General features: G+C 60.7%; 31 protein-coding genes. 22 read left to right on the forward strand and 9 right to left on the reverse strand.

Annotation, left to right across the window (positions count from 1 at the left end; genetic code table 11):
* The first annotated feature begins 1 nt into the window (after nucleotide 1).
* The 4 genes from Q8X48_RS25895 to Q8X48_RS25910 all read left to right on the forward strand — a co-directional run bounded on the left by Q8X48_RS25895 (nucleotide 2) and on the right by Q8X48_RS25910 (nucleotide 2,680).
* The gene (locus tag Q8X48_RS25895; protein ID WP_015095747.1) at nucleotides 2-475 is read left to right on the forward strand and encodes a type II secretion system protein; all 474 of its coding nucleotides are present in this window, start codon (nucleotides 2-4) and stop codon (nucleotides 473-475) included.
* Between the two features lie 4 nt (nucleotides 476-479).
* On the forward strand, nucleotides 480-854 hold the full coding sequence (locus Q8X48_RS25900; RefSeq protein ID WP_015095746.1) for a type II secretion system protein: 375 nt from the start codon (nucleotides 480-482) through the stop codon (nucleotides 852-854).
* Nucleotides 829-1,368, forward strand: coding sequence for a type II secretion system protein (locus tag Q8X48_RS25905; RefSeq protein ID WP_015095745.1), 540 nt, complete (start codon nucleotides 829-831; stop codon nucleotides 1,366-1,368). The genes Q8X48_RS25900 and Q8X48_RS25905 overlap by 26 nt, the downstream gene beginning before the upstream one ends.
* Before the next feature lie 988 nt (nucleotides 1,369-2,356).
* On the forward strand, nucleotides 2,357-2,680 hold the full coding sequence (locus tag Q8X48_RS25910) for a DUF6124 family protein (protein WP_407802189.1): 324 nt from the start codon (nucleotides 2,357-2,359) through the stop codon (nucleotides 2,678-2,680).
* A 184-nt stretch (nucleotides 2,681-2,864) separates the two neighbouring features.
* On the opposite strand, the gene Q8X48_RS25915 is transcribed toward Q8X48_RS25910, so the two are convergent.
* Together Q8X48_RS25915 and ppnN are read right to left on the reverse strand one after the other, a co-directional pair.
* Nucleotides 2,865-3,305, reverse strand: coding sequence for an NUDIX hydrolase (locus Q8X48_RS25915; protein ID WP_407802187.1), 441 nt, complete (start codon nucleotides 3,303-3,305; stop codon nucleotides 2,865-2,867).
* An 88-nt stretch (nucleotides 3,306-3,393) separates the two neighbouring features.
* On the reverse strand, nucleotides 3,394-4,767 hold the full coding sequence (ppnN, locus tag Q8X48_RS25920; protein ID WP_095967677.1) for a nucleotide 5'-monophosphate nucleosidase PpnN: 1,374 nt from the start codon (nucleotides 4,765-4,767) through the stop codon (nucleotides 3,394-3,396).
* 235 nt (nucleotides 4,768-5,002) lie between these two features.
* Between ppnN and Q8X48_RS25925 the strand changes: the two genes are divergently transcribed.
* On the forward strand, nucleotides 5,003-5,530 hold the full coding sequence (locus Q8X48_RS25925) for a DUF3087 domain-containing protein (RefSeq protein ID WP_407802186.1): 528 nt from the start codon (nucleotides 5,003-5,005) through the stop codon (nucleotides 5,528-5,530).
* A gap of 81 nt (nucleotides 5,531-5,611) precedes the next feature.
* Complete coding sequence (locus tag Q8X48_RS25930; RefSeq protein ID WP_407802184.1) at nucleotides 5,612-7,156, forward strand: sensor domain-containing diguanylate cyclase; 1,545 nt, start codon at nucleotides 5,612-5,614, stop codon at nucleotides 7,154-7,156.
* A gap of 74 nt (nucleotides 7,157-7,230) precedes the next feature.
* Here the strand turns inward: Q8X48_RS25930 and Q8X48_RS25935 are convergent, their stop codons facing one another.
* From Q8X48_RS25935 to Q8X48_RS25945, 3 genes are all read right to left on the reverse strand, one after another.
* Nucleotides 7,231-7,605 carry a DUF2784 domain-containing protein gene (locus Q8X48_RS25935; protein ID WP_407802183.1) on the reverse strand — a complete coding sequence of 125 codons (375 nt, stop codon included), beginning with the start codon at nucleotides 7,603-7,605 and terminating at the stop codon, nucleotides 7,231-7,233.
* Between the two features lie 60 nt (nucleotides 7,606-7,665).
* Complete coding sequence (gene dapA, locus Q8X48_RS25940) at nucleotides 7,666-8,541, reverse strand: 4-hydroxy-tetrahydrodipicolinate synthase (protein WP_407802182.1); 876 nt, start codon at nucleotides 8,539-8,541, stop codon at nucleotides 7,666-7,668.
* A gap of 286 nt (nucleotides 8,542-8,827) precedes the next feature.
* Nucleotides 8,828-9,763, reverse strand: a complete 936-nt coding sequence (locus Q8X48_RS25945) for a diguanylate cyclase domain-containing protein (RefSeq protein ID WP_407802181.1) — start codon at nucleotides 9,761-9,763, stop codon at nucleotides 8,828-8,830.
* Nucleotides 9,764-9,932: 169 nt separating this feature from the next.
* On the opposite strand from Q8X48_RS25945, the gene Q8X48_RS25950 reads away from it, so the two are divergent.
* From Q8X48_RS25950 to Q8X48_RS25960, 3 genes are all read left to right on the forward strand, one after another.
* Nucleotides 9,933-10,631 carry an AzlC family ABC transporter permease gene (locus Q8X48_RS25950; RefSeq protein WP_041474903.1) on the forward strand — a complete coding sequence of 233 codons (699 nt, stop codon included), beginning with the start codon at nucleotides 9,933-9,935 and terminating at the stop codon, nucleotides 10,629-10,631.
* Entirely contained in the window at nucleotides 10,631-10,942 is a 312-nt protein-coding gene (locus Q8X48_RS25955) for an AzlD domain-containing protein (protein WP_015095729.1), read from the forward strand. Before Q8X48_RS25950 ends, Q8X48_RS25955 begins: the two co-directional genes overlap by 1 nt.
* Nucleotides 10,943-11,007: 65 nt before the next feature.
* Nucleotides 11,008-11,154, forward strand: a complete 147-nt coding sequence (locus Q8X48_RS25960) for a hypothetical protein (RefSeq protein WP_167399513.1) — start codon at nucleotides 11,008-11,010, stop codon at nucleotides 11,152-11,154.
* Between the two features lie 199 nt (nucleotides 11,155-11,353).
* Here Q8X48_RS25960 and Q8X48_RS25965 read toward each other — a convergent pair whose 3' ends face one another.
* On the reverse strand, nucleotides 11,354-12,034 hold the full coding sequence (locus tag Q8X48_RS25965; protein ID WP_407802180.1) for an SOS response-associated peptidase family protein: 681 nt from the start codon (nucleotides 12,032-12,034) through the stop codon (nucleotides 11,354-11,356).
* A 172-nt stretch (nucleotides 12,035-12,206) separates the two neighbouring features.
* Between Q8X48_RS25965 and Q8X48_RS25970 the strand changes: the two genes are divergently transcribed.
* Nucleotides 12,207-13,106 carry a polysaccharide deacetylase family protein gene (locus tag Q8X48_RS25970; protein ID WP_407802179.1) on the forward strand — a complete coding sequence of 300 codons (900 nt, stop codon included), beginning with the start codon at nucleotides 12,207-12,209 and terminating at the stop codon, nucleotides 13,104-13,106.
* Nucleotides 13,107-13,225: 119 nt separating this feature from the next.
* Complete coding sequence (locus tag Q8X48_RS25975) at nucleotides 13,226-13,465, forward strand: DUF1652 domain-containing protein (protein WP_126050692.1); 240 nt, start codon at nucleotides 13,226-13,228, stop codon at nucleotides 13,463-13,465.
* Nucleotides 13,466-13,666: 201 nt separating this feature from the next.
* Here Q8X48_RS25975 and Q8X48_RS25980 read toward each other — a convergent pair whose 3' ends face one another.
* A complete protein-coding gene (locus tag Q8X48_RS25980) occupies nucleotides 13,667-14,554 on the reverse strand; it encodes a LysR family transcriptional regulator (RefSeq protein ID WP_407802178.1) in 888 nt (295 codons plus the stop codon).
* Nucleotides 14,555-14,678: 124 nt separating this feature from the next.
* Between Q8X48_RS25980 and Q8X48_RS25985 the strand changes: the two genes are divergently transcribed.
* From Q8X48_RS25985 to Q8X48_RS26030, 10 genes are all read left to right on the forward strand, one after another.
* Nucleotides 14,679-15,818: a muconate cycloisomerase family protein gene (locus Q8X48_RS25985; protein ID WP_407802177.1), complete on the forward strand. Its 1,140-nt coding sequence runs from the start codon at nucleotides 14,679-14,681 to the stop codon at nucleotides 15,816-15,818.
* A 10-nt stretch (nucleotides 15,819-15,828) separates the two neighbouring features.
* Nucleotides 15,829-16,119 carry a muconolactone Delta-isomerase gene (gene catC / locus Q8X48_RS25990; RefSeq protein ID WP_007978984.1) on the forward strand — a complete coding sequence of 97 codons (291 nt, stop codon included), beginning with the start codon at nucleotides 15,829-15,831 and terminating at the stop codon, nucleotides 16,117-16,119.
* A gap of 53 nt (nucleotides 16,120-16,172) precedes the next feature.
* Entirely contained in the window at nucleotides 16,173-17,102 is a 930-nt protein-coding gene (gene catA / locus Q8X48_RS25995; RefSeq protein ID WP_407802176.1) for a catechol 1,2-dioxygenase, read from the forward strand.
* Nucleotides 17,103-17,273: 171 nt separating this feature from the next.
* Nucleotides 17,274-18,233 carry an AraC family transcriptional regulator gene (locus tag Q8X48_RS26000; RefSeq protein ID WP_407802175.1) on the forward strand — a complete coding sequence of 320 codons (960 nt, stop codon included), beginning with the start codon at nucleotides 17,274-17,276 and terminating at the stop codon, nucleotides 18,231-18,233.
* A gap of 286 nt (nucleotides 18,234-18,519) precedes the next feature.
* A complete protein-coding gene (gene benA, locus Q8X48_RS26005; protein ID WP_407802174.1) occupies nucleotides 18,520-19,884 on the forward strand; it encodes a benzoate 1,2-dioxygenase large subunit in 1,365 nt (454 codons plus the stop codon).
* Nucleotides 19,881-20,369 (forward strand): benzoate 1,2-dioxygenase small subunit, encoded by a 489-nt coding sequence (benB, locus tag Q8X48_RS26010; protein ID WP_126050702.1) that lies wholly within the window; start codon nucleotides 19,881-19,883, stop codon nucleotides 20,367-20,369. The genes benA and benB overlap by 4 nt, the downstream gene beginning before the upstream one ends.
* A 10-nt stretch (nucleotides 20,370-20,379) precedes the next feature.
* A complete protein-coding gene (gene benC / locus Q8X48_RS26015; RefSeq protein ID WP_217837876.1) occupies nucleotides 20,380-21,393 on the forward strand; it encodes a benzoate 1,2-dioxygenase electron transfer component BenC in 1,014 nt (337 codons plus the stop codon).
* Between the two features lie 296 nt (nucleotides 21,394-21,689).
* Nucleotides 21,690-22,463, forward strand: coding sequence for a 1,6-dihydroxycyclohexa-2,4-diene-1-carboxylate dehydrogenase (locus Q8X48_RS26020; protein WP_015095717.1), 774 nt, complete (start codon nucleotides 21,690-21,692; stop codon nucleotides 22,461-22,463).
* Nucleotides 22,464-22,505: 42 nt separating this feature from the next.
* Nucleotides 22,506-23,207 carry an alpha/beta hydrolase gene (locus Q8X48_RS26025; protein WP_407802173.1) on the forward strand — a complete coding sequence of 234 codons (702 nt, stop codon included), beginning with the start codon at nucleotides 22,506-22,508 and terminating at the stop codon, nucleotides 23,205-23,207.
* 123 nt (nucleotides 23,208-23,330) lie between these two features.
* Nucleotides 23,331-23,519 carry an SPOR domain-containing protein gene (locus Q8X48_RS26030; RefSeq protein WP_095967694.1) on the forward strand — a complete coding sequence of 63 codons (189 nt, stop codon included), beginning with the start codon at nucleotides 23,331-23,333 and terminating at the stop codon, nucleotides 23,517-23,519.
* Between the two features lie 114 nt (nucleotides 23,520-23,633).
* Here Q8X48_RS26030 and osmE read toward each other — a convergent pair whose 3' ends face one another.
* Nucleotides 23,634-23,984, reverse strand: coding sequence for an osmotically-inducible lipoprotein OsmE (gene osmE, locus Q8X48_RS26035; RefSeq protein ID WP_095967695.1), 351 nt, complete (start codon nucleotides 23,982-23,984; stop codon nucleotides 23,634-23,636).
* Between the two features lie 13 nt (nucleotides 23,985-23,997).
* Nucleotides 23,998-24,237: a hypothetical protein gene (locus tag Q8X48_RS26040; protein ID WP_095967696.1), complete on the reverse strand. Its 240-nt coding sequence runs from the start codon at nucleotides 24,235-24,237 to the stop codon at nucleotides 23,998-24,000.
* A 276-nt stretch (nucleotides 24,238-24,513) separates the two neighbouring features.
* On the opposite strand from Q8X48_RS26040, the gene Q8X48_RS26045 reads away from it, so the two are divergent.
* Nucleotides 24,514-24,849, forward strand: a complete 336-nt coding sequence (locus tag Q8X48_RS26045) for a hypothetical protein (protein WP_126050709.1) — start codon at nucleotides 24,514-24,516, stop codon at nucleotides 24,847-24,849.
* Nucleotides 24,850-24,864 lie beyond the last annotated feature (15 nt).

The raw sequence follows: 24,864 nt of genomic DNA on the forward strand, positions 1-24,864 counted from the left end.
CATGAGCGCCTCGCAACGCGGTTTTACCCTGGTCGAAGTCGTGGTGACGCTGGCTTTGGTCGGTCTGTTGGCTGGCATGGCCGCACCGCTGACCGAGACGGTGGTGCGCCGTGGCAAAGAGCAGGAACTGCGGACCGCGCTGTACCAGATCCGCGATGGCATCGACGCCTACAAACGCGCCTTCGACGCCGGCTACATCGAGAAATCGCTCGACAGCAACGGCTACCCGCCGAACCTGAAAGTGCTGGTCGAGGGTGTACGTGACGTGCGCAGCGCCAAGGGGGCCAAGTTCTACTTCCTGCGGCGCATCCCCCGTGATCCGCTGGCCACCGTCAAGCGTGACGACGAGGGCGGCTGGGGCCTGCGTGCCTATGACAGTTCGGCTGAGAACCCGCGTGAGGGCCAGGACGTCTTTGACGTTTACTCCAAGGCCCGGGGCAAAGGTCTCAACGGCATCGCCTATCGTGAGTGGTGAGCATATGCGTCGGCAAAAGGGTTTTACCCTGTTGGAACTGATGGTGGTCATGGCAATCATCGCGACCCTGATGACGATCGCCATGCCACGCTACTTCACCAGCCTGGAAGCCTCGAAAGAGACCACCCTGCGCCAGAGCCTGTCGTCCATGCGCGAGGCGCTGGATCACTACTACGGCGACACCGGGCGTTATCCGGACTCCATCGAACAACTGGTCGAACTGCGCTACCTGCGTAACCAGCCGCTGGACCCGATTGCCGAGCGCAAGGACACCTGGGTCGTGGTCGCGCCACCGGATGGCGTGGCGGGCGGGGTGGCCGATATCAAGAGTGGCGCCAGCGGGAGGGCGCGTGATGGCAGCCTTTATTCCGAGTGGTAAGCCTTCGGGTCAGGACGGCTTCACCTACCTGGGTGTGCTGTTTCTGATTGTCGTGATCGGCATGGGCCTGGCCAGTGCCGGCGAGTTGTGGGCCACCGCTTCACGCCGGGATCGCGAACACCAGTTGCTCTGGGTCGGTACGCAGTATGCCCAGGCGCTGCGCAGCTATTACCGCAGTTCGCCCGGCGTCGCCATGTACCCGAAAGAGCTCGCGGACCTGTTGCAGGACGAGCGCTTCCCGTCGGCCAGGCACCATATCCGCCAGTTGTACCCGGAGCCGATGACGGGGGGCGAATGGGAGCTGATGCGCGGTATCGACGGACGGATCAGCGGTGTGTACTGCCCGTCCGAGCAGAAGCCGCTCAAACAAGAGAACTTTCCCAGCGAGTGGTCGGACTTCAAAGGCATGGCCAGCTACAAGGATTGGCAGTTCGTGGCCGAGAAAGTTGTCCTCGATGGCACCGAGGGGCTGCCGAAAGAACAGTCCACCGCGCCCCAGGCATTGCAGCCTTGAACCCTTGGGAGCGGGTTTTGCGCCAGATATACCGGGTCCAATTGTGGGCTTGCTCGCGAAGGCGGCCTGATAGCCGACCTGTCTTTTTTTGACTGTGTACATATCCGTTTTTTTGGTAACGGCGGCTTATGGTTCCGCTCTTACAGCGGGTCACTTTTGGCAAACGCCCGGAGTGCCGGCCCAGCCAAAAGTAACCAAAAGGTCTCGCCCCTTACGTACGGCCCCTCGCTGAGGCTCGGGGTTCCTTCGCTCCGGTGTCCATCCGGGGGCATTGCCCTCCGGTCGGCTTCGCTTCGACCTACATGCAATGAGTTCGACTGCGTCGAACGGCGCTGCGCGCCCATCCCCGGATGAACACCTCCACTCAGCCTGCCGAGGGGGCGGGTGGATCAAGATCACAAGCTGCAGGCGAGCGAACGCTCGGCCTGATGAGTGGTGAGGAGCGTGGGGGTACGCGGATCTGCTTTTGCTCTGCTCTTCTGTGGGAGCGAGCTTGCTCGCGATGGCGGCCTGCCAGCCAACCAATTTCTTTCGAATGTACCCAGCCCAACTGTGGGAGCGAACCTGCTCGCGAAGACGGCCTTGCAGCCAACGAAAATCCTCTGCCTCACACCAGCAAAATGGCCAGAAATTATGGACGTCAGGCAAGGCTGTAGGACCAGGAGTGAGGCTACACCGCCTTGCGTCGTTGCCTACAACTACGCCAGAATCCGCCGGCTTGTGGGCCTTGGACCCTGACTCTATCGTTGTCGGGTCGCTGCAAATTCAGCGACCGGATTTAGCGATCCGAACAGATACAGGGACACCAGCACTCCAGTCTTGATTGCATTCGTTTCTATGCCTGCAATTTGATTATGGCGGCTGTGCGTCGGAGACCTTCGGGTCTGCCGGGTTTGCCTGTAACCGGTTCGCTAACCTTCGTACAGTCGCCACCCTTACTTGTTTAGCGACAGGTCTTGGTGGTTCCAGTTTCTACAGGAGCTCCACCATGTTCAAACCCACACCCAATCCCCCCGAATCAGAAGCCGATACCACCCGGAGTGCATCAACTCTCCACCTCAAACCCGCCATCCTCAAAAACAACGCGCCCCACAACCCCAGCACAATGTTCATCATCGCGCCAAACATCGACACCGAAAGCCTGTTGACCCACGCCTGCGAATCGCTGGCATCGGCGAGTGTCATGGCCAGTGATTTCGCAACATTCCTGGATGGTCCGCAACGCAGCATGCTGCTGGGGATCCAGCAGGTGATCATGCTGGCGGACCTGGCAGTCAACCGTGCACTGGATAACGTTGCTCCACTGGACTAAACGCCGAGCTTTTGTGGCGAGGGGGCTTGTCGGATCGCCGCACCGCCCCGTTGGGGTGTGAAGCACCCCCAAAAAATGGTCCTTACGTTCATCTCCGGGAAACCGGGTAACGGCTTTTAGGGCCGCTGCGCAGCCCAACGGGGGCAAGCCCCCTCGCCACAGGGTTTGTGTACGCCGGAACGCATCAGGCGCTTTCCAGCATCTTGATCAATTCCTCAGGCCACACTGTTTCTCGGGTCTCTCGCAGTTCGGCTACGGACCACCACTTATGGTCAGCCATTACCCGGACTTCGTGAGCCGTCCATCCCTCACGGGACAGGCGTTCACTGTCGGTATGAACCACAAAATACCGCTCAACCGACAGAACCGTTTCGCCGCTTGGCAGCATCATCGGAAAACTGCGCTCTGCAACGCTGGCTCCCACGGCTGCGACAGTCAGCCCGGTTTCTTCAAACAGTTCACGAACCGCCGCAGCCTCAAAGGATTCACCCGGCTCAAGCCCGCCACCGGGTGTCGCCCAGTGGCTTTGGCCGTCGAGGGCATCGCCTTTGTGCTGGAAGTGAAACAGCAGAACCTGTTGTGCAGGATTGATCACCAGCAGTCTGGCGGAATTACGTTGGCGCATTTTTTCTTTCCATAGAGTGCCGCGAACCGCAGCTTTCACTGCGGCTCGCGACGGTAAAGCTCATGTCGGCGTTATTAGACCGAAAGGGTTAAGCCACCACCCGATAACACGGCACATACGCCGCGCCGCCCGGCAGTTTCATGCGGTGCTGGGCGACGAAGGCTTTGAGCAGCAGGTCCAGCGGTTGCATGATCGCCGCGTCGCCACGGATCTGGTAGGGCCCGTGCTCTTCGATCAGGCGGATGCCCTTGTCCTTGACGTTGCCGGCGACGATGCCGGAGAACGCGCGGCGCAGGTTGGCCGCCAGTTCGTGGGAGGGCAGGTCGAGGCTCAGTTTCAGGTTGGCCATGTTTTCGTGGGTCGGGTCGAACGGGCGCTGGAAGCCTTCGTCGATTTTCAGCAGCCAGTTGAAGTGGAACGCATCGTTGCGCTCGCGGCGGAACTGCTTGACCGCCTTGAGGCCCTGGGTCATCTGGCGCGCCACTTCGGCCGGGTCATCGATGATGATCTGGTAGTGCTGCTTGGCGGCGTCGCCCAGGGTGGCGCCGACGAACGCGTCCAGTTGCTCCAGGTACGGCGCGGCATGTTTGGGCCCTGTGAGGACGACCGGGAAGGGCAGGCCTGCGTTGTCCGGGTGCATCAGGATGCCCAGCAGGTACAGGAATTCTTCGGCCGTACCGGCGCCGCCCGGGAAGATGATGATGCCGTGACCGACGCGGACGAAGGCTTCCAGGCGTTTTTCGATGTCCGGCAGGATCACCAGTTCGTTGACGATCGGGTTCGGCGCTTCGGCGGCAATGATGCCGGGTTCGGTCAGGCCCAGGTAGCGGCCGCCGTGGATGCGTTGCTTGGCGTGGGCGATGGTCGCGCCTTTCATCGGGCCTTTCATCACGCCGGGGCCGCAACCGGTGCAGATGTCCAGGCTGCGCAGGCCCAGTTCGTGGCCGACTTTCTTGGTGTATTTGTATTCTTCGGTGTTGATCGAGTGCCCGCCCCAGCAGACCACGATCTTCGGCTCGACGCCGGGGCGCAGGGTCCGGGCGTTGCGCAGCAGGTGGAAGACGTAGTCGCTGATGCCCTGGGAGTTGCTCAGGTCGATGCGCTGGCTGTCGAGTTCGTTTTCGGTGTAGACGATGTCACGCAGGGCGCTGAAGAGCATTTCCCGGGTACTGGCGATCATTTCGCCGTCGACGAAGGCGTCGGCCGGAGCGTTCAGCAGTTCCAGGCGTACGCCGCGGTCCTGCTGGTGAATGCGGATCTCGAAATCCTTGTAGGCTTCCAGAATGGTCTTGGCGTTGTCGACATGGGCGCCGGTGTTGAGGATGGCCAGGGCGCACTGGCGGAAGAGGCTGTAGATACTGCCGGAACCGGCTTCGCTCAATTGCTGGACTTCCCGTTGCGAGAGCGTTTCCAGGCTGCCTTTGGGACTGACGGAGGCGTTGATAACTTGGCGTTGGGTCATTCAATGATCCTTAAAACGATGTCATTCACACAGCAACTACGAATGGCATCCGAATGATGTGTATTCATGAAAGAAGATGGCACGAACTGCGCGGTCTCGCCATGTCCCCCGATTGACGATGAAAAGATGAAAAGGAGCTCCAGCATAGCTAAATCCCTCGCAGAGGCGATAATGGCCCGCTGACTTTTTGCCTCAGCCCCCTTTTTACCCTTTCAGCTCAGGAAAAACCGACGCAATGTTCGAAATCCAGCCGATGAACGCTGACACCTACCGGCAACAGACGCGGCGCAGCACGGTCATCATTGCCCTGATCTTCCTGGCGCTGGCGATGCTGCTGTCCACGGCGGCGGTGGCGCTGTTCGGCACGCCCGGGGGCGACAATCTGCGCTTCAACGTCGGCGGCGTGTTTGTTGCCGTGCTGGCGATGGTCGCGCTGATGCGCAAGGTGTTCTGGCGCCAGGCGTGGATGGCGCCTGCGGTCTACAGTTGGCAGCTCAAGCGCAGCCTGATGAGCATCACCAATGTCATGCATCATGTAACGGCGGGCGTGGAACGGGGTGATCCGGTTGCGATGAAGCTGTTGCGTTTCTACCATTTGGGCTTGAACCAGATGCATCAACTCGACGGTAACTCCAGTGACCATGGCCAGTTGATCCGCGAAATGGACCAGCACAAGGAACGGATGCAAGCGCAGGGCATCGAAACCGAACAGACACGGCTGGATCCGGCGTGGCTGGAGGCGGTCAAGCAGGTGTCGCGCTAACATCATGGCGAGCCCGGCTCGGGCATAGTGAGCAAAAACGGCGATCAGGAAGGTTCGTCCGTCATCGACACAGGGAGCACCATGGGACATCCATTGATCAACGATCAAATTCAAATGCTTCGGTCAGCCGTGCCAAGGCTCAAGGTCCGCTCGGCGGTGACCTTGCTGATGGCGGTGTGCCTGTCGATGGTGGCTATCGTGATCTGGGAAGCCTGGAGCTCACGCCAGTACCACCTGCATGACAAGGAAGTGGTGATGTCCAACCTTGCGCAGACGCTGGCTTCGCAAGCACAGGCAACGATCAAGCAGGCCGATACGCTGCTGTTCACGTTGGTCGATCGTCTGGAACACGACGGCGTGGATCAATCCCGGCTGCCGGCATTGCTCAATGCCCAGCGCAGTGAGTTGAGCCAGCTCCATGGCTTGTTCGTTTTCGACGAAAAAGGGCAGTGGCTCGCCAATTCCAATGGCGCCGGCCAAACCGGCGTCAACAATTCCGACCGCGAATACTTCATCTTCCATCGCGACAACCCCAGCCGTGGGCCGCACATCGGGCCGTCGATCAAGAGCCGCTCGAGCGGCGAGTGGATCATGACGGTTTCACGTCGGCTCAATCATCCCGACGGCAGTTTTGCCGGCGTGGCACTGGCGACGATCTACCTCAGTCATTTCCTGCAGCTCTACGACAGCATCGACATGGGCAGCAATGGCGTGATCACCCTGATCGCCGACAACGCCAGCATTGTCATTCGCCGACCCTTCAAGGAGTCGGATATCGGCAGCAGTCTCGCCAAGAGCCCGTTGTTCACCCAGTTGCTGCCCAAGGGCGATGCGGGCACGGCCACGATCACGTCGGTCGTCGACGGTGTCGAGCGGGTGACGGGGTACCGCCGGGTCGAGGGTTATCCGCTGATCGTGTTTGCCGCGCTGAACAAGGATGAAGTGCTGGCCAGTTGGCGCAAGGAAACGCTGCTCAGCGCCGGCATCGTCACGCTTTTGCTTGGTGTTCTCGGGGTACTGGGGTTCCGGCTGATCAAACTGATGAAGCAGCAGAACCTGGCGCAGGTCGAGTTGCTGGACACCCAGGACAAGCTCCTGGAGGTCAATCGCAACCTTGAAGGCCTGGCCCTCAAGGATGCGCTGACGGGGCTGGCCAACCGGCGTCAGCTCGACGCGTTCATCGATGCCGAAATGGGCCGTGCCCGACGCAGCCAGAGCGAGCTGGCGCTGCTGATGATCGATGTCGATCATTTCAAACCGTTCAATGACCGCTACGGTCACCTGGCCGGTGATGAGTGTTTGCGCAAGGTCGGTGCGATCATCACCGACAACATCAAGCGCCCCGGTGACCTGGCCGCCCGTTATGGTGGCGAGGAGTTTGCAGTGGTGCTGCCCGGCAACGACTACGTGGGGGCATTCCTGGTGGCGGAGAAAATCCGTCGCGCGGTGCTGCAGGCTGAAATTGCCCACAGCGACAGCCCGGAAGGCGCCGTGACCGTCAGTGTTGGCGTGTGTGCGAGCAATGGTGCGTCCCAGGTTCGCTCCGAAGACCTGATCGGTGCGGCGGACAAGGCGCTGTACGTGGCCAAGGCCAGTGGGCGCAATATGAGTGTGATTGCCAACTGAGGCTCAGGCGTCAGGCAAACCGGTCCGTTCCCTGTGTAGGAGCTGCCGCAGGCTGCGATCTTTTGATCCTGGTTTCAGGTGGCCCGCCGCAATCGCCACTGCCTGATCAATCGAAGATAGACCAACACATTGATCACCAACACCACGCTACCCAAACCCAGCTGAATGCCGGGCGTCAGGCCCGCCGGGTAAATCACCGGCCAAATGTAATGCTCGATGAACCCACCGCCATAGCCAGTTTGCCCGGCTCCATGGCGCATGTGGTTTTCCCAGTCGGTCAGCGGGCAGGGCAGGTGGAAGAACTCCACCGCCATCCCCCACAGCGCAGCGGGCGGGTGCCACCAGATCAGGTGGCGCCATTTGAGTATCAGCAGCCCGCCGAACACGACAAACACAATGAACGACAGGTGAAACAGCATCAGCCCGTCGGCGGCGATTCGGTACAGCATGTCGGTGCCCCTGAAGGCTGAACGAATCGCTCCATGGTACTCGGGCCGCAGGCCGACGCTCTATCGATTGTCGCGATCCAATGTCCTGAGCACGCCTTTCAAACGTTCGGTCATCGATTCGCTGCTGCGTTGCATCGGTGCGCGCAGTTCGTCCCCGATCAAGCCTTGCAGGGCCAGCGCGGTTTTCACCGGGGCCGGGTTGGGTTCCAGGAACAGGCTGTTGATCAGCGGCAGCAGACGGAAAAACGTGGCACGACCTTCAGCCAATTGGTTGTCACGGATCTGCCGGTGCAACTGCACGAACAGTTCCGGATGGACATGCGCCGACGCGGCAATCGCGCCTTTGGCGCCCAGGCACAGGGCATTGAAGATCTGGTTGTCTTCGCCGCACAACACGTCGACATGGCCGCTATCGAGCAAGGCGAGGGTGTTGGAAAAGTTACCGCCGCAATCCTTGATCGCCACGATCCGCTCGTGGGCGACGATGTTGAGCAGGGTCGCCTGTTCGAAGGCCGCGCCGGTACGGTAGGGGATGTCGTAGAGAATCAGTGGCACGCTGGAGGCATCGGCGACCGTGCGGAAAAACACTTCCAGGCCGGCCTGGGACGGGCGGATGTAATACGGCGCCGGCACCAGCAGGCCCGCCACCGGGCGCTTGAGGATCTCGCTCTGGAACTGCAACAACTCGGTCAGGTTGTTGCCGGCCAGGCCCATGACCACCCGTTGCGCCGGCACCAGCTCCAGCACCGCATCAAGCACTGCCAGTTGCTCATGTTTGCCCATCGCCGCCGGCTCGCCCGTGGTGCCGCAAACGACGAGGCCGTCGACACCTTTTTCCAGCAGGTGGCTGACCAGCCGGCGCAAGCCGACGAAATCGATGGCGCCGTTGTGGAAGGGGGTGACCAGTGGAACCCAGATACCCTGAAACGCTGACATGCTTTTTTCTCCTGATGGTTGACCGATTTCGTCACCGTCAGGGGCATGGAAGGAGAGTAAGCAAGGGGAGTGTGGTCCGTCGCGCTCAATGTCCTGTCAGCTCATCTGACGGGACAGCGCGCCCCGGTCACATGAGCGACTGTTTCTTCGATTTGAGGGCGTGCGCAACGCAACCTTGCGCCTTGGCAATCAAGCCAATGACGGAAGTGTTGAGGTTGAAGGTTGCGGACATACTTGCTTACACCCTGAGTGAGGCGCCCAGTTTTAAAAGCCGGCGCGCCTTTTGTCAATCACGAAAATCAGCGAACTCGGCGCGCATCCGGCCATTGTGCTTGGCCTTGTAGAGCAGATGATCGACCTGCTCGACGAACTCCAGGGCGGTGGCATGCATCGATACCAGGGTGGTGCCGACGCCGAGGCTGATACTCAGCAGCTTTGACACGTTCGAGAATTCATGGGGGATCTGCTGCTGGCGAATCAGGTGCAGGCACTTGTGTGCCACCAGCCGTGCGGATTCGGCATCGGTTTCCGGCAGCAGCCAGACGAACTCTTCACCGCCGATCCGGGCGATGAAATCCCGTGGCCGGTTCGCCGCCAGGGACAAGGTTTGCGCGACGCGGCGCAGGCATTCGTCGCCCTTGATGTGGCCGTAATGGTCGTTGTACTGCTTGAAATAATCGATATCCAGCACGATCACCGACAACGGCAAGCCGTTACGCTGGGCCGTGTTCCACTCGCGCTCCAGCACGGTATCGAACATGCGTCGGTTGGCGATGCCGGTCAGGCCGTCCTGGAAGGAATACTCTTCGAGCTGCTTTTGCAGGCGGATCAGGTGCTCTTCGGTTTTCTTGCGCTCGCTGATATCGAACATGAACCCCACCAGCGCCTCGACCTCGCCGTCCTTGCGCACCACGTGCACCACATCGCGGATCCACACGTACTCGCCGCTTTCGGTCAGTGCACGATAGTCGGCCTCGTGATCGATTCCGGCCCGCGATTGCGAGACACAGAAGTCCATCACGTAGTCGCGGTCATCCGGGTGCATGCGCTCGACCCAGTCATTGACCGAGGCCCAGCTGTGCTGCTTCCAGCCCAGCAATTCTTCGATCTGTGGCCCGATGTAGCTGAAGGTCATGGTTTTCCAGTCGATGCGCCAGGGAATGGCTTTGGTCGACTCAAGCAGGGTTTTGTAAACGTCGCGGTCGGTTTCGACTGAACTCATGAAGGGCCTGCCTCGATGAAAAATGCAGGGCCATCATGTTGTTAGCACTTTGGCGAATCAAGCGGGCAGCCGATGAATGGCACGCGGGCGTATCAGTGAGCAAGATTGTTCAAGCCTTTGGCCGCCACAGCTGGCAAAGTCTCAGGTCTTTCCCTGTCTGTAGAACGTCATGCCCAACTCACTCATGCCGCGCAGCGCCTTTCTGCGCGGGGCTGCGGCGATCATGCCGCTGTCCCTGGCCACCGCGCCCTGGGGCCTGCTGGCCGGTTCCATGGCCATCGAAGCCAACCTCACGCCTTTGCAAGGGCAGGGCCTGTCGAGCATTGTGTTTGCCGGTGCGGCGCAACTGGTGGCCATCGGCATGCTCAAGGGCGGTGCCGGGATCTTTTCGATCTTGCTCACCACCTTGCTGCTGACCTCCCAGCATTTGCTTTACGGGATGAGCATGCGCTCGGTGATTTCGCCATTGCCGGGGCGCTGGCGTGCGGGGCTGGGGTTTTTGCTCACTGACGAGCTGTTCGCCCTGACCAGCCAGCATGACAAGCAGCAATTCAACCGCTGGTACGCCCTGGGCGTGGGCCTGACGTTCTACATCGCCTGGAACCTCTTCACCCTGGCGGGCATTGTGCTCGGCAGCAGCATTCCGGGCCTTGAACACCTGGGCCTGGATTTCTCCATCGCGGCCACCTTCATTGCCCTGATCACCCCGGTGGTACGCAACGTGCCGACCGTGGTGTGCGTGGCGGTGTCGCTGTTTTGCTCGGTGCTGTTCAGCTACTGGCAATGGGGTTCAGCGCTGGTGCTGTCGGGGCTGGCGGGGATGACCGCCGGGTTTGTCTGCAATAAATTCTACGGTGGACGCACATGATGGTCTGGGCTGTGATTGTCGGAATGGGCGTGTTGGTGTTCCTCAACCGCTACGTTTTTCTCGAACCGCGCCTGCCGGTGCGCCTGAGCAGCAATGCCCGGCAATTCCTCGGGTTTGCCGTACCGGGCATGTTGACGGCTATCTGTGGGCCGATTGTGTTCATGCCGGAAAAACAGCTGAACCTGCATTGGGACAACCCCTATCTGATCAGCTCGTTGGTGGCGGTGGGGCTGGTGCTTTACACGCGCAATACGTTGCTCAGCATGCTGTTGAGCATGGGCTTTTTCTTTTTGCTGCGCTGGTGGCTCTGAGCGGAGCAGGGGAACTGATCTAAGCTTAAAGGGGATGACCGATCCCTTCAGGAAGAGAGGTGAACATGGCCAATGAACCCAAGCGTCCGGACCCGGAAGAAGACGTGGACGAACCCACGGAAGAAGAGATTGAGCAGCAAAAGCGGTCGATGCCGGACTGGAAGCATCCTGACGACGGTAAGGAACTGTCAGAGCCTGACCGCAAGTTCTGATCACCCCAAACGACAAAGCCCCGTCATTGTAGGAGCGAGCTTGCTCCGGGCGGCGATCCGACGATGGTCGTTAACGATAACGCGTGTTTACTGGCTGAACGCGGCGCTCTTGAGTCCATCGCGAGCAAGCTCGCTCCTACAATTTCCTTAACTGAGCAGCATTACGCCATTGAGTGGGGCTCTGTCGTTATTGATAAGTTCATGGCACTTGTTCAATTAACGCAGCGCCCTGGTTCCTGACATTGCCGATGGCCTTGTCCACCTTGTACCACTCAAATACGTCACTGACCTCGCCCTGGGAAAACGCCATTTCCTCGGCCCTTTCCTTGGGCGTGGCCGGGTCCAGCCATTCCCGCGCCAGCTCGGGCGAGAACACCACCGGCCGCCGGTCATGCACGTCAAGCAGGCCGCCTGCGCTGTCCGCCGTGAGGATGACGAAACCGTCGTGTTCCCTGTGCGGGGCTCCGCCGATGGGGTACTGGCCGATGGCCGCGCAGAAAGCCGGCGCCCGGTCCCGTCGCCGGATCAACCAGGGTTGTTTGTTGCCGTCACCGGCATCCACCCATTCAAACCAGTTATCGATCGGGCAGATCGCGCGATGCGGCCAGATTGCCCGGAAGTACGGACCATGGGCGACTTTCTCGACCCGGGCATTGATCGGCTCCGTGCGATCCGTTGCCCAGTGCGGCCGCCAACCCCAGCGCACGGCGTCGGCGTGCAGCCGCTCGTTCTCCAGGTGCAACAGGGCAAGTTGCGTGGTGGGCGCGGCGTTATAGTGCGCCAGGGGTTCGTTGCCGACGTGATTGACCAGCGCGTCGGGGATGCTCAGCACCGCCACGAAGTCGTGAATCCCGCGGTATTGCGACAGTCGTCCGCACATGGCCTGACACTCTGGTTGAGCGTTTTTTCAGTTTAGTAGCTGGCGACGAAACAGGCTTGGCAAGCGTTGGAACCAAAGCCTGTGTACCTTATCCAACCTCGGCCCGGCGTCCCGGGCGAAGGATTCCTGCCAACTTGTATTTCAATCGTGATGGTCTGGCCCAAGGCAAAAGATGAAACAGTGGTTCAAGTGTTTAACGGTGTGCGCCCTGGCAGTTGGCTTGCTGGGTTGTATCGCTGCACCCATTGCAATGACGCCGCAGACTGAACAGCGTTTGCAGGCGCAACCGCCCATCCGTTTTCTGCTGACGTTCGATGACGGTCCCAGTGCATCGAGCTGGTGGAATCCGACCATCACGGTGCTTGAGAGCCTGGCGCAAAACCCGCTGCAGCCGGGGATCAAAGCCGTGTTCTTCGTGCAAACCCGCGCGCCGCGCGCCGGTGGCAGCGAATTGGGCCGGGACATCATGCGGCGCGAACACGCCGAAGGTCACATTCTGGGCTTCCACACGGCAACGCCCTGGCACACCAATCATCGCTCGCTGGAGCCGCAAGAACTGGAGCAGGCCCTGACCGATGGCAGCGCCGACATCGCGGCGATCACCGGCGCCCCTCCAACCCTGCTGCGCCCGCCATTCTGGAACTACGACAAGCGCACCTTCGCCGCTTATCAACAGCATGGCCTGCACGTGCTGCTCACGGACTTGAGCGCCAATGACGGCAAGATCTGGGGTTTCAACGCCAGCCCCCGGCGCCGGTCGCACATGCTGCGCTCGATGTCTGAAGTGCGCGAACGCATGGCTCGTGGCGAATTGCCGGTGGTCGACGGGGTGATACCGATCGTGGTGACGTTTCACGACCTCAACCGCTATACCGCCCGGCATACCCGTGAATACCTGCAGATTCTGCTCGACAGCGCCCGGGAGACCGGCGTGAAAACCGCGGACAAGCCGTTTTACGACGAACAGGCTGCGCTACAGCGGGCGGCCATGGCGCGAACCGTGCGCGATGGCTCGCAGCCGGTCGAGTTGCCGGGGTTCTGGAACTGGATCTGGGGTGGTAATTCCCACTGAGTTGCCGGAAATGCGAGGGGTATAACAAAATTGACGGCAATTTACTGGCGCAAAATCGGCAAAGTGTAACTATGCTGAAACGGATCCAATCGAACTGACTATCGCCCGAGGGACCGGCCATGCTTCCGATTTCAGTGCTTTGCAACATCGTAGAGTCCGGTTTCGAGCCACTGTCGTGCGAGTGCACCGAGAATCTCGGGCTGCTGCGCATCGAAGTCCGCGACCCCGTCGCCGGGCGGGTGGAGCTGCTGATCAGTGGTGTCTCGACAGCCGAACTGACCAGCGTGCGCGCCATCTCTGATTTTATCGGTGAGTTGCGTACCGAGATGAAGGCAGGGCGCCGGGCTTTTGCCGGCTGATCGAATGTAACCACCGTCCTGTGGCGAGGGGGCTTGCCTGTGGCGAGGGGGCTTGCCCCCGTTGGGCTGCGTAGCGGCCCTAAAATCCGTTACCCGGTTTCTCGGAGAACGTAAGGACCATCTTTTTTTGAGGGGCGCTTCGCACCCCAACGGGGCGGTGCGGCGATCCGACAAGCCCCCTCGCCACAAATGATCATCGTCTTACGCTGCCCGCGGCAGCAGCTCATCAATCATCCGCAAACAATGGCTCAACCCCGGTGAAACATCGCCCACCCGTCGGCTGAGGATGATCGGCGAGGTCGCGTTGTCTTCCAGCAAGGGTGTGAAACCGATGTCGTCGCGGTGCAGCAACTGCACCGAGGCCGGTACCAGCGTGACCCCGATTCCCGCCCCCACCAGACCGATCGCCGTTTGCAGTTCGTTGGTCCACTGCGCGACGTGGATGGTCACGCCATAGGACTCAAACAGCGCGATCACATGGTCGGCGTAACTCGGCCGTGGATTGCCGGGGTACAGCACAAAGGGTTCCCTGGCCAGTTCCCGCAGGCTGATGGGCCCGGCGAGCAACGGATGGCCGGCGGGCAGGGCGGCGACCAGGCGGTCTTCAGTGAGCACGGTCTGGACGATGGCCGGGTCGTCGATGCGGATCCGCCCAAAACCGATGTCGATACGCCCGGCCTTCAATGCCTGCACCTGTTGCAGGGTGGTCATTTCCGACAGGCCCAATTCCAGCTCCAGCGGTTCGCCACTGCGTAACCGGCGGATCAGCTCCGGCAGCACGCCATACAGTGTCGAGGGCGCAAAGCCGATACCCAGCCAGGTCTTTTCACCCAGGCCGATACGCCGTGTGTTGTCGCAGACCTTGTTCAGTTGTTCGAGCAGGGCGGTGGAGTGCTCATGGAAAAAACGCCCGGCGTCGGTCAGCTTCAACGGGCGGCCGCGCTCCAGCAACATCACCCCCAGTTCGTCCTCCAGTTGCTGGATCTGCCGGCTCAACGGCGGTTGGGCGATGTGCAGGCGCTCGGCGGCGCGGGTGAAGTTGAGGGTTTGAGCCAATACCTGGAAATAACGCAGGTGCCGCAGTTCCATGGGGCCTCCGGATTTTCAATTGAATACCTTTAAGGTATCAAGCCAGACCAATTCTATATTGGCCGCCCGGAAAAAGCCGTATGAGAATCCGACTCAGAACTTCAAGAACCTGACGGGTATCGAAATGCTTGCAACCGCCATTGAGTCGATCGAGACGATCATCGTCGATCTGCCGACTATCCGCCCGCACAAACTGGCCATGCACACCATGCAGAACCAGACCCTGGTGATCGTTCGCGTGCGTTGCGCCGACGGCGTCGAAGGCATCGGCGAATCCACCACCATCGGTGGCCTGGCCTACGGCAATGAAAGCCCGGACAGCATCAAGACCAACATCGACACGCACTTCGCCCCCTTGTTGATCGGCCAGGACAGCGGCAACGTCAATGCTGCCATGTTGCGCCTGGAGCGCAGCATCCGTGGCAACACCTTCGCCAAATCCGGTATCGAAACCGCGCTGCTCGACGCCCAGGGCAAACGCCTTGGCCTGCCTGTCAGTGAATTGCTCGGCGGCCGTGTTCGCGACGCACTGCCGGTGGCCTGGACACTGGCCAGTGGCGATACCGAGAAGGACATCGCCGAAGCAGAGAAAATGCTCGACCTGCGCCGCCATCGCATCTTCAAGCTGAAGATCGGTGCCGGCGAGGTCAACCGCGACCTGGCCCACGTCATTGCCATCAAGAAGGCCCTGGGTGACCGCGCCAGCGTGCGGGTCGACGTCAACCAGGCGTGGGACGAAGCCGTCGCGATACGTGCCTGCCGAATCCTCGGCAGCAACGGCATCGACCTGATCGAACAGCCGATCTCGCGCAACAACCGCGCCGGCATGGCCCGCCTGAACGCCATGAGCCCGGCGCCGATCATGGCCGACGAATCCATCGAATGCGTGGAAGATGCCTTCAACCTGGCCCGCGAAGGCGCGGCCTCGGTGTTCGCCCTGAAGATCGCCAAGAACGGAGGTCCGCGCGCCGTTTTGCGTACCGCCTGCATCGCCGAAGCGGCCGGTATCGCCCTGTACGGCGGCACCATGCTCGAAGGCGGCCTGGGCACGATGGCGTCGGCCCATGCCTTCGTCACCCTGAACAAACTGGCGTGGGACACCGAACTGTTCGGCCCGTTGCTGCTGACCGAAGACATTCTCAGCGAACCGCTGGTGTATCGCGATTTTGAACTGCACGTGCCGAAAACACCGGGCCTTGGCCTGAGCCTGGATGAGGAGCGCCTGGCGTTCTTCCGTCGCGACAAGACCACTCATCAAGCCTGAGGAGAGCATTATGCTGTTTCACGTAAAAATGACCGTGAACCTGCCGGTCGACATGAATCCGGAGGCGGCAGCCAGACTCAAGGCTGACGAAAAAGCCCTGGCCCAGCGCCTGCAAGAGCAGGGCAAGTGGCGTCACCTGTGGCGCATCGCCGGGCACTACGCCAACTACAGCGTGTTCGATGTCGACAGCGTTCAGGAACTGCATGACCTGCTGATGCAATTGCCTTTGTTTCCCTACATGGCCATCGAAATCGACGCGATGTGCCGGCATCCTTCTTCCATCCGTGACGATGACCGCTGAGTCCTGCCTGCTCAGCGCTACGCTAATAATTACAAGATGAGGAACCCTGAAAAATGAACGTCAAAATTTCCCACACTGCCGAAGTCCAGAAATTTCTCGAAGAAGCCAGCGGCCTGCTCAACGACGCCGGCAATCCACGGACCAAGGCGCTGGTCTACCGCATCCTGCGTGATTCGGTGAATATCATCGAAGACCTGGCCGTGACCCCGGAAGAGTTCTGGAAAGCCGTCAACTACCTCAACGTGCTGGGCGCGCGCCAGGAAGCCGGGTTGCTGGTGGCCGGTATTGGCCTGGAGCACTACCTCGACCTGTTGATGGACGCCGAAGACGAGCAGGCCGGCAAGACCGGCGGCACCCCGCGCACCATCGAAGGCCCGCTGTACGTGGCCGGTGCGCCGTTGTCCGAGGGCGAGGCGCGCCTGGATGACGGCGTCGATCCGGGCGTGACCCTGTTCATGCAAGGCCGCGTGTTCAATACCGCCGGCGAACCCTTGGCCGGGGCTGTGGTGGACGTCTGGCACGCCAACACCGGCGGCACCTACTCGTACTTTGATGCCACGCAGTCGGAATTCAACCTGCGTCGCCGTATCGTGACCGACGCCGAAGGCCGCTACCGTTTCCGTAGCATCGTGCCGTCGGGCTATGGCTGCCCACCGGACGGTCCGACCCAGCAACTGCTCGATCAACTGGGCCGTCATGGCCAGCGCCCGGCGCACGTGCACTTCTTCATTTCCGCGCCGGATCACCGCCACCTGACCACCCAGATCAACCTCGACGGCGATCAATACCTGCACGACGATTTCGCCTACGCCACCCGCGACGAACTGATCGCCAAGATCACCTTCAGCGACGATCAGCAGCGCGCAGCGGCCCATGGCGTGAGCGGTCGCTTTGCCGAAATCGACTTCGACTTCACCCTGCAGTCGTCTGCACAACCTGAAGAACAGCAGCGCCACGAACGGGTCCGCGCACTGGAGGACTGATCACCCCCGATCCCTGTAGGAGCGAGCCTGCTCGCGATGGTCGTCAACGATGACGCTGGGTGCCTGATGCCCCGCGGTGTCCTCAAGTCCATCGCGAGCAGGCTCGCTCCTACAAGTGTTTCGGTTCTAGAATGAACTGAAGCAACTCATTACAACAACGAGAGTGACCTGATGATGCAAGCGCAACTGTTGAGTCAGCGCAGCCGGGTGTTCGACCATGCCGACCCTTACGCCGTGTCGGGCTACGTCAATCAGCACGTCGGTAACCACTGCATTCTCATGCCCCGTGCCGGCAGCCCGCTGGCCAGCCTTGATCATCGCAAATTCGCCAGCCTCGACCTGTGCCGCATCAGCTACGGTGCCAGTGTGCGCGTAACGTCCGGTGCGCTGGACAGTATTTATCATCTGCAAGTGCTGCTGCGCGGCAACTGCCTGTGGCGTGGACACGGCCAGGAGCATTACTTCGCTCCCGGCGAATTGCTGCTGATCAACCCCGACGATCCGGTGGACCTGACGTACTCCGCCGATTGCGAGAAATTCATCCTCAAGGTCCCGACCCGTTTGTTTGAATCGGTCTGCGATGAGCAGCGCTGGCGATATCCGGAGCAAGGCGTGCGGTTTCTGGAAAACCGTTATCAGCTCAATGAACTGGAAGGTTTCGTCAACCTGTTGGCGATGATCTGCCAGGAGGCCGAATCCACTGAGCAGATCCCCAGGGTGCAGGAACATTACACGCAGATCATCGTCAGCAAGATGCTCAGCCTGATGAAGACCAACGTCAGTCGCCTCGATCCGGGCTCGCACGCGGCCACGTTCGAAGCGCTTGCCGATTACATCGCCAATAACCTCAAGCAGGACATCGACAGCGAAGCACTGGCGCGCCAGGCCCACATGAGCTTGCGTTCGTTGTACGGGTTGTTCGAACGCAATGCCGGTGACACGCCGAAGAACTACATCCGCCGCAAGCGCCTCGAGTCCATCAACGCCTGCCTCAGCGACCCGACCTGCAACGTGCGCAACATTACCGAGGTGGCCATGGACTACGGCTTCCTGCACCTGGGACGGTTCTCCGACAGCTACCGCAAGCAGTTCGGCGAATTGCCGTCCGATACCCTCAAGCGTCGGTATTGACCGGGGACTTCATACGATTTGCGCAAACGCCTAGAAACCCTGTGGGAGCGGGCTTGCCCGCGAAGGCGGTGTGTCAGGCAAGATATACGTCGACTGACACGGCCTCTTCGCGGGCAAGCCCGCTCCCACAGGTTCTGTGTCGTAGCGGACAAGTATTTCTCCACGCCGGCTTGTGCCAACCTCCACCTGCACAAAACGGATAAAGGTCTGCACCCCGCGGATACTCCCGCCTGATCCACCGTCCTAGCATGGCCCTGCCTGAACAATAACAATGGAGGCGGTGGCCATGACCCTGCGACCCGAATATTTGCATTCCCTGCTTGAAGACGATCCCGAGCAGGGCCTCTATCGCTGCAAACGCGAGATGTTCACCGACCCGCGTCTGTTCGATCTGGAGATGGAACACATCTTCGAAGGCAACTGGCTGTACCTGGCCCACGAAAGCCAGATCCCCAATATCAACGACTTCTACACCACGACCATGGGGCGCCAGTCGATCTTCATCGCGCGCAACAAGGACGGTGTGCTCAACGCCTTCATCAACGCCTGCAGCCACCGTGGCGCGACCCTGTGCCGGCACAAGTCTGGCAACAAGAGCTCCTACACCTGTCCGTTCCACGGCTGGACCTTCAACAACTCCGGCAAGCTGCTCAAGGTCAAGGATCCGGCCAACGCCGGTTATCCCGCGAGCTTCAACTGCGAAGGCTCCCACGACCTGACCCGTGTTGCGCGGTTCGAGTCCTATCGCGGCTTCCTGTTCGGCAGTCTCAAGGCCGATGTTGTGCCACTGGTCGAGCACCTGGGCGAGTCGGCGAAGATCATCGACATGATCGTCGACCAGTCCGCCGATGGCCTGGAAGTGCTGCGCGGCTCCTCCAGCTACATCTACGAAGGCAACTGGAAACTCACCGCCGAAAACGGCGCCGACGGCTACCACGTCAGCTCCGTGCACTGGAACTACGCGGCCACCCAGAACCAGCGCAAGCAGCGTGAAGCCGGTGACGCCAACCCGACCATGAGCGCCGGCAGCTGGGCCAAGCAGGGCGGTGGTTTCTATTCCTTCGACAAGGGCCACATGCTGCTCTGGACCCGCTGGGCCAACCCCGAGGACCGCCCGCTCTACGAGCGCCGCGATGAGCTGGCGCAGGATTTCGGCAAGGCTCGCGCCGACTGGATGATCGAGAACTCGCGCAATCTGTGCCTGTACCCCAACGTGTACCTGATGGACCAATTCAGCTCACAGATCCGCATCGCCCGGCCGATCTCGGTCAACCGCACGGAGATCACCATCTACTGCATCGCCCCCAAAGGCGAGAGCGACCACGCCCGTTCCAGCCGGATTCGTCAGTACGAGGATTTCTTCAACGTCAGCGGCATGGCCACGCCGGACGATCTGGAGGAATTCCGTTCCTGCCAGACCAGCTACCAGGGCAGCGTCACCACCTGGAACGACATGTCCCGTGGTGCCGAGCACTGGATCGAAGGCGCGGACGAAGCCGCCAAAGAGATTGATCTGCATCCGCTGCTCAGTGGTGTGCGCACCGAAGACGAAGGCCTGTTCGTGCTGCAACACAAGTACTGGCAGCAGACCATGCTCAAGGCCCTGGCGGCCGAGCAATCGAAACTGATCGCTGTGGAGGACGTGCAATGACGATTTCCCATGACACCGTGCGCGATTTCCTCTACCGCGAAGCGCGTTACCTCGACGACCGCCAGTGGGACCAATGGCTGGAGCTGTACGCACCGGATGCGACGTTCTGGATGCCGTCCTGGGACGACAACGACGAGTTGACCGAAGATCCGCAGCGGGAAATCTCGCTGATCTGGTACGGCAACCGCACCGGCCTGGAAGACCGCGTCTTCCGCATCAAGACCGAGCGCTCCAGCGCCAGCGTGCCGGACACCCGCACTTCCCACAACATCAGCAACATCGAGCTGCTCGAACAAGCCGACGGTTTGTGCAAGGTGCGTTTCAACTGGCACACCCTGAGCTTTCGCTACAAGACCGTCGACAGCTATTTCGGCAGCAGTTTCTACACCCTCGACGTGCGCGGTGAAAACCCGTTGATCAAGGCCAAGAAAGTGATCCTGAAGAACGACTACGTTCGTCAGGTCATCGATGTTTACCACTTGTGAGGCTGGCGTCATGACCCATTCCATTGCGTTCAATTTCGAAGACGGCGTCACCCGTTTCATCGATGCCAACGTGGGCGAAACCGTGGCCGATGCCGCTTACCGCCAGGGCATCAACATCCCGCTGGACTGCCGCGACGGTGCCTGTGGCACTTGCAAATGTTTTGCCGAAGCCGGTCAGTACGATTTGGGCGAGGAGTACATCGAAGACGCCCTCAGCCCTGAAGAGGCCGCGCAGGGTTTTGTCCTGACCTGCCAGATGCGCGCCCAAAGCGATTGCGTGGTGCGTGTACCGACGTCCTCCGAGGTCTGCCGCACCCGTCAGGCCAGCTACGACGCGACCATCAGCGCCGTGCGCCAGCTGTCCGACAGCACCATCGCCCTGTCGATCAAGGGCGAAGCCCTGAGCAAACTGGCGTTCCTGCCTGGGCAGTATGTGAACCTGGGAATTCCCGGCAGCGAACAGACCCGCGCCTACTCGTTCAGCTCGTTGCAGCGCGATGGCGAAGTCAGCTTCCTGATCCGCAACGTGCCCGGCGGCTTGATGAGCAGTTTCCTCACCGGCATGGCCAAGGCCGGCGATTGCATGAGCCTGGCAGGCCCCTTGGGCAGTTTCTACTTGCGTGACATCCGTCGGCCGCTGTTGTTGCTGGCCGGTGGCACCGGGCTGGCGCCGTTCACCGCGATGCTGGAGAAGATCGCCGAGCAGGGCAGCGATCACCCGCTGCATCTGATCTACGGCGTGACCCACGATTTCGACCTGGTGGAAATCGACCGCCTCGAAGCCTTTGCCGCGCGCATCCCCAACTTCACCTTCAGCGCCTGCGTCGCCAGCCCCGAGAGCCAGCATCCGCTCAAGGGCTACGTGACCCAGCACATCGAGCCAAAGCATTTGAACGAGGGGGACGTCGACGTCTACCTGTGCGGCCCGCCGCCGATGGTCGAGGCGGTCAGCCAGTTCATTGGCGAGCAAGGCATCGCGCCTGCGAACTTCTACTACGAAAAATTTGCCGCCAGCGCGGCGTGAGTCGACCCAATGTGGGAGCGGCGGTGCGGCGATTCGATTTGATCGCGAAGAGGCTGGAACATTCAGCATTGATGTCGTCTGTAAGTCCGCTTTCGCGGGCAAGCCCGCTCCCACAGTTGATGGGGGGCGGTCGCTGATTCTGTGCACGACACAGATCCATTGTGGGAGCGGGCTTGCCCGCGAAGGGGCCGGAACATTCAGCATCCAGGTTGCCTGTGAGTCGGCAATCGCGAGCAAGCTCGCTCCCACAGGATTGGGTTTCGACCGATATATCGTCATTGACCGATGAGGTACACATGAACAGATTTCACGAAAAAGTCGCGCTGATCACCGGCGCTGCCCAAGGCATCGGGCAGCGGGTGGCCGAGCGCATGGCAGCCGAAGGGGCGAAGCTGATCCTGGTGGATCGTTCCGAGCTGGTGTTCGAAGTGCAGCAACAATTGGCCGCGACCACTCAGGTGTTGGCCCTGACCGCCGACCTTGAGCAATACGACGAATGCAGCCGGGTGATGCAAACCGCCGTCGAGCGTTTCGGCCGCCTCGATGTGCTGGTCAACAACGTCGGCGGCACCATCTGGGCCAAACCGTTCGAGCACTACGAAGCATCGCAGATCGAGGCCGAGGTACGTCGTTCGCTGTTCCCGACCTTGTGGTGTTGCCATGCCGCGCTGCCGTTCATGCTGGAGCAGGGCAGCGGGGCGATCGTCAACGTCTCTTCCATCGCCACCCGCAGCCTCAACCGCGTGCCCTACGGTGCGGCAAAGGGTGGGGTCAATGCCTTGACCGCTTGTCTGGCGTTCGAAACCGCCGGTCGTGGCGTACGGGTCAACGCCACGGCGCCTGGAGGCACCGAAGCACCGCCGCGACGCATACCCCGCAATGGTACCGAGCAGAGTGAGCAGGAAAAACTCTGGTACCAGCAGATCGTCGACCAGACCCTCGACAGCAGCCTGATGAAACGCTACGGCACCCTGGATGAGCAGGCGGGGGCTATTCTGTTTCTGGCCAGCGACGAAGCGTCCTATATCACCGGCATGGTCATGCCCGTGGGCGGCGGCGATCAGGGCTGACGCGAGCGACGAGCAACCCCATCGGCAAACGGAGTCATGGTGATGAGTGACAAACCCACGATCGTGCTGGTCCATGGTTTCTGGGGCGGTGCCGCCCACTGGAACAAGGTCATCGTCAAATTGCTCAGCCGGGGCGACACGCACATTCGTGCCGTCGAATTGCCGCTGACTTCGCTGGCTGATGATGCCGAGCGTACGCGCAAGATGGTCGCCCAGGTGTCCGGTCCGGTGCTGCTGGTGGGGCATTCCTATGGCGGCGCGGTGATTACCGAAGCCGGCGACCAGCCGAATGTGGTCGGGCTGGTGTACATCGCCGCGTTCGCCCCGGACGCTGGTGAAAGCCCCGGCGGCATCACGCAACGGCACCTGCCTGCGGCAGCGGCCAACCTGACGCCGGACAGCGACGGTTATCTGTGGGTCAAGCCCGAGCTCTACCACGAGAGCTTCTGTCAGGACTTGCCGGCGACCGAAGGGTTGGTCATGGGCCTCACCCAGAAAGCGCCGCTGGCGAGCACCTTCGGCGACACCATTGGCACGGTGGCCTGGAAGAACAAGCCATCCTGGTATCAGATCTCGACCGCCGACCGGATGATCGCGCCACAGAACCAGCAATGGATGGCCGCGCGGCTCAACGCCCGGGAGATTCTGACCTTGAACGCCAGTCATGCGTCATTGGCGTCGATGCCCGCCGAAGTGGCGGCCTTGATCGACAGGGCTGCGACGGCGTTGGCTAACGCCCCCTAGGGGCTACAACGCATCCAGGGATGGCAAGGGAATTTCCATGGCGACGTCTGGTCGGTATTTTGGAGAAGGGCGGGTGTAAGGTAAACAAGTCAACCTGATAGCACTGCCCAGGAGGAGGTGACCATGAACGTTTCGATGCTGAACAAGATGCATATGAACGGCTATGACGTACTCAGCGTGAACAACGGCCCCTGGCGGGTATGCACCCGGAGTGACCGGCTTGGCTCGTTCAACAGTCGAGAGGAGGCACTGGCGTTTGCCGCGTCACTGCCCGGCTACAGGGCGCGTGCCGGCCGCCATCAAACAAAATGACCTCAATCTCCTGTAGGAGCGAGCTTGCTCGCGATGGACGTCAACGATGACGCGCCCTGTTTGAATGAACGCGTTGTCCGGACGTTTATCGCGAGCAAGCTCGCTCCTACAGTGTTAATAGCCACCGCCTCCACTGGGGCGGGAGGGTTCCCGGGCCTTTTGCTGCGTGTGACTCCATTGCGCGCAGGTCATGAAGCCCTTGTGGTCGACCATGCCGCGGCCATCGAAACTGACGTTGTACGCCTGCTGATGGCCTTCGTGAGTCAGTTTGTAGTCAAAGCAGGTACCGGGTTCAACGGTACGATCGGTGACCGCCAGGGGCTGGCCGCCGATTTGCCGGACTTGCTCGCGGGTCATGCCGGTGTCGACTTTCGCCACCAGCGGCTGGTCCTGATAGATCGAGTGGGTGCTGCAGCCTGTCAACGCGGTCAGTGCGACGACCAGCGTGAATAGAGGCCTGTTCATGGCAGCGCTCCCGCTATTGAGCCTTGTTGCGGCTAATGACCTTGGCTTTCACTTCCTCGGCATAGCCGGACAGTTTTTCTTCATCACCCTGAAACAAGGCACACAGTCTTTGCACGGCTTGCGCGTCGACTTCGCTGCCGAGCTGGCGCAACTGCTGTTCTATGCGCAAAAGCTCTACCGCCGACCAGCGCAAATCTGACGCAAGCCCTTGCAGATCACGCCGAAGTTGCTGTTCCGATTCGTTAAGCCACATGATGATCTCTTGAACGCTGCATTCCGCAATTTTAGACCCGTTTACCGGACCCGATGTTGTGTTCATCTGAATCAGCGGGGTTTCCTTTGGTCGGGAAAAGCGAACGGGAAAATGCGCTGTCTGCTCTAGGGGGCGTTCTCACGGCAGGACAATGTCAAATGACCGCCTGCAAGGAACTAACTGGGCGAAGTGATATCAATGACTCGCCGAATCGTCGGGATGGATGTGCGGTCAACGGCAAGCTACATTTTCTCTTTTCGAATTTAAGGAAGCAGCATGCGGATGTTGATGGGGGGAGTCGCGCTGGCATTGCTGGGCGGATGTTCGTTGCCGGCGTCGCTGGTACCGGGCGAGCCGAATTTCAGCAAGCACAGCGAGAAGACGCCAAAAGAGTATGCGGCGTGCGTTTTGCCCGCCTGGCAGACGGAAGTATCGAATACGACCCAGATTTCGATTTCCAACGGCTACCGGATCACCGCACCGAGCGTGATAACGGCCGATGAAGTGCTGGATATCGTGAAACACAAGGACGGCAGCCGGGTTTCGCTGTATCAGGGGCCACCTTGGGCCAAATCCGGCGACCTGCGCAGAATCGTGCGCGACTGCCTGTAAGAGCGAGAACGTGAA

This window comes from Pseudomonas sp. QLc11A, assembly GCF_052112305.1.
Classification (GTDB): domain Bacteria; phylum Pseudomonadota; class Gammaproteobacteria; order Pseudomonadales; family Pseudomonadaceae; genus Aquipseudomonas; species Aquipseudomonas laurylsulfatiphila.

Coding starts and splice junctions, on each gene's coding strand:
- Q8X48_RS25895 (WP_015095747.1), top strand. CDS start 2: ATGAGCGCCTCGCAACGCGGTTTTACCCTGGTCGAAGTCGTGGTGACG.
- Q8X48_RS25900 (WP_015095746.1), top strand. CDS start 480: ATGCGTCGGCAAAAGGGTTTTACCCTGTTGGAACTGATGGTGGTCATG.
- Q8X48_RS25905 (WP_015095745.1), top strand. CDS start 829: ATGGCAGCCTTTATTCCGAGTGGTAAGCCTTCGGGTCAGGACGGCTTC.
- Q8X48_RS25910 (WP_407802189.1), top strand. CDS start 2,357: ATGTTCAAACCCACACCCAATCCCCCCGAATCAGAAGCCGATACCACC.
- Q8X48_RS25915 (WP_407802187.1), bottom strand. CDS start 3,305: ATGCGCCAACGTAATTCCGCCAGACTGCTGGTGATCAATCCTGCACAA.
- ppnN (WP_095967677.1), bottom strand. CDS start 4,767: ATGACCCAACGCCAAGTTATCAACGCCTCCGTCAGTCCCAAAGGCAGC.
- Q8X48_RS25925 (WP_407802186.1), top strand. CDS start 5,003: ATGTTCGAAATCCAGCCGATGAACGCTGACACCTACCGGCAACAGACG.
- Q8X48_RS25930 (WP_407802184.1), top strand. CDS start 5,612: ATGGGACATCCATTGATCAACGATCAAATTCAAATGCTTCGGTCAGCC.
- Q8X48_RS25935 (WP_407802183.1), bottom strand. CDS start 7,605: ATGCTGTACCGAATCGCCGCCGACGGGCTGATGCTGTTTCACCTGTCG.
- dapA (WP_407802182.1), bottom strand. CDS start 8,541: ATGTCAGCGTTTCAGGGTATCTGGGTTCCACTGGTCACCCCCTTCCAC.
- Q8X48_RS25945 (WP_407802181.1), bottom strand. CDS start 9,763: ATGAGTTCAGTCGAAACCGACCGCGACGTTTACAAAACCCTGCTTGAG.
- Q8X48_RS25950 (WP_041474903.1), top strand. CDS start 9,933: ATGCCCAACTCACTCATGCCGCGCAGCGCCTTTCTGCGCGGGGCTGCG.
- Q8X48_RS25955 (WP_015095729.1), top strand. CDS start 10,631: ATGGTCTGGGCTGTGATTGTCGGAATGGGCGTGTTGGTGTTCCTCAAC.
- Q8X48_RS25960 (WP_167399513.1), top strand. CDS start 11,008: ATGGCCAATGAACCCAAGCGTCCGGACCCGGAAGAAGACGTGGACGAA.
- Q8X48_RS25965 (WP_407802180.1), bottom strand. CDS start 12,034: ATGTGCGGACGACTGTCGCAATACCGCGGGATTCACGACTTCGTGGCG.
- Q8X48_RS25970 (WP_407802179.1), top strand. CDS start 12,207: ATGAAACAGTGGTTCAAGTGTTTAACGGTGTGCGCCCTGGCAGTTGGC.
- Q8X48_RS25975 (WP_126050692.1), top strand. CDS start 13,226: ATGCTTCCGATTTCAGTGCTTTGCAACATCGTAGAGTCCGGTTTCGAG.
- Q8X48_RS25980 (WP_407802178.1), bottom strand. CDS start 14,554: ATGGAACTGCGGCACCTGCGTTATTTCCAGGTATTGGCTCAAACCCTC.
- Q8X48_RS25985 (WP_407802177.1), top strand. CDS start 14,679: ATGCTTGCAACCGCCATTGAGTCGATCGAGACGATCATCGTCGATCTG.
- catC (WP_007978984.1), top strand. CDS start 15,829: ATGCTGTTTCACGTAAAAATGACCGTGAACCTGCCGGTCGACATGAAT.
- catA (WP_407802176.1), top strand. CDS start 16,173: ATGAACGTCAAAATTTCCCACACTGCCGAAGTCCAGAAATTTCTCGAA.
- Q8X48_RS26000 (WP_407802175.1), top strand. CDS start 17,274: ATGATGCAAGCGCAACTGTTGAGTCAGCGCAGCCGGGTGTTCGACCAT.
- benA (WP_407802174.1), top strand. CDS start 18,520: ATGACCCTGCGACCCGAATATTTGCATTCCCTGCTTGAAGACGATCCC.
- benB (WP_126050702.1), top strand. CDS start 19,881: ATGACGATTTCCCATGACACCGTGCGCGATTTCCTCTACCGCGAAGCG.
- benC (WP_217837876.1), top strand. CDS start 20,380: ATGACCCATTCCATTGCGTTCAATTTCGAAGACGGCGTCACCCGTTTC.
- Q8X48_RS26020 (WP_015095717.1), top strand. CDS start 21,690: ATGAACAGATTTCACGAAAAAGTCGCGCTGATCACCGGCGCTGCCCAA.
- Q8X48_RS26025 (WP_407802173.1), top strand. CDS start 22,506: ATGAGTGACAAACCCACGATCGTGCTGGTCCATGGTTTCTGGGGCGGT.
- Q8X48_RS26030 (WP_095967694.1), top strand. CDS start 23,331: ATGAACGTTTCGATGCTGAACAAGATGCATATGAACGGCTATGACGTA.
- osmE (WP_095967695.1), bottom strand. CDS start 23,984: ATGAACAGGCCTCTATTCACGCTGGTCGTCGCACTGACCGCGTTGACA.
- Q8X48_RS26040 (WP_095967696.1), bottom strand. CDS start 24,237: ATGTGGCTTAACGAATCGGAACAGCAACTTCGGCGTGATCTGCAAGGG.
- Q8X48_RS26045 (WP_126050709.1), top strand. CDS start 24,514: ATGCGGATGTTGATGGGGGGAGTCGCGCTGGCATTGCTGGGCGGATGT.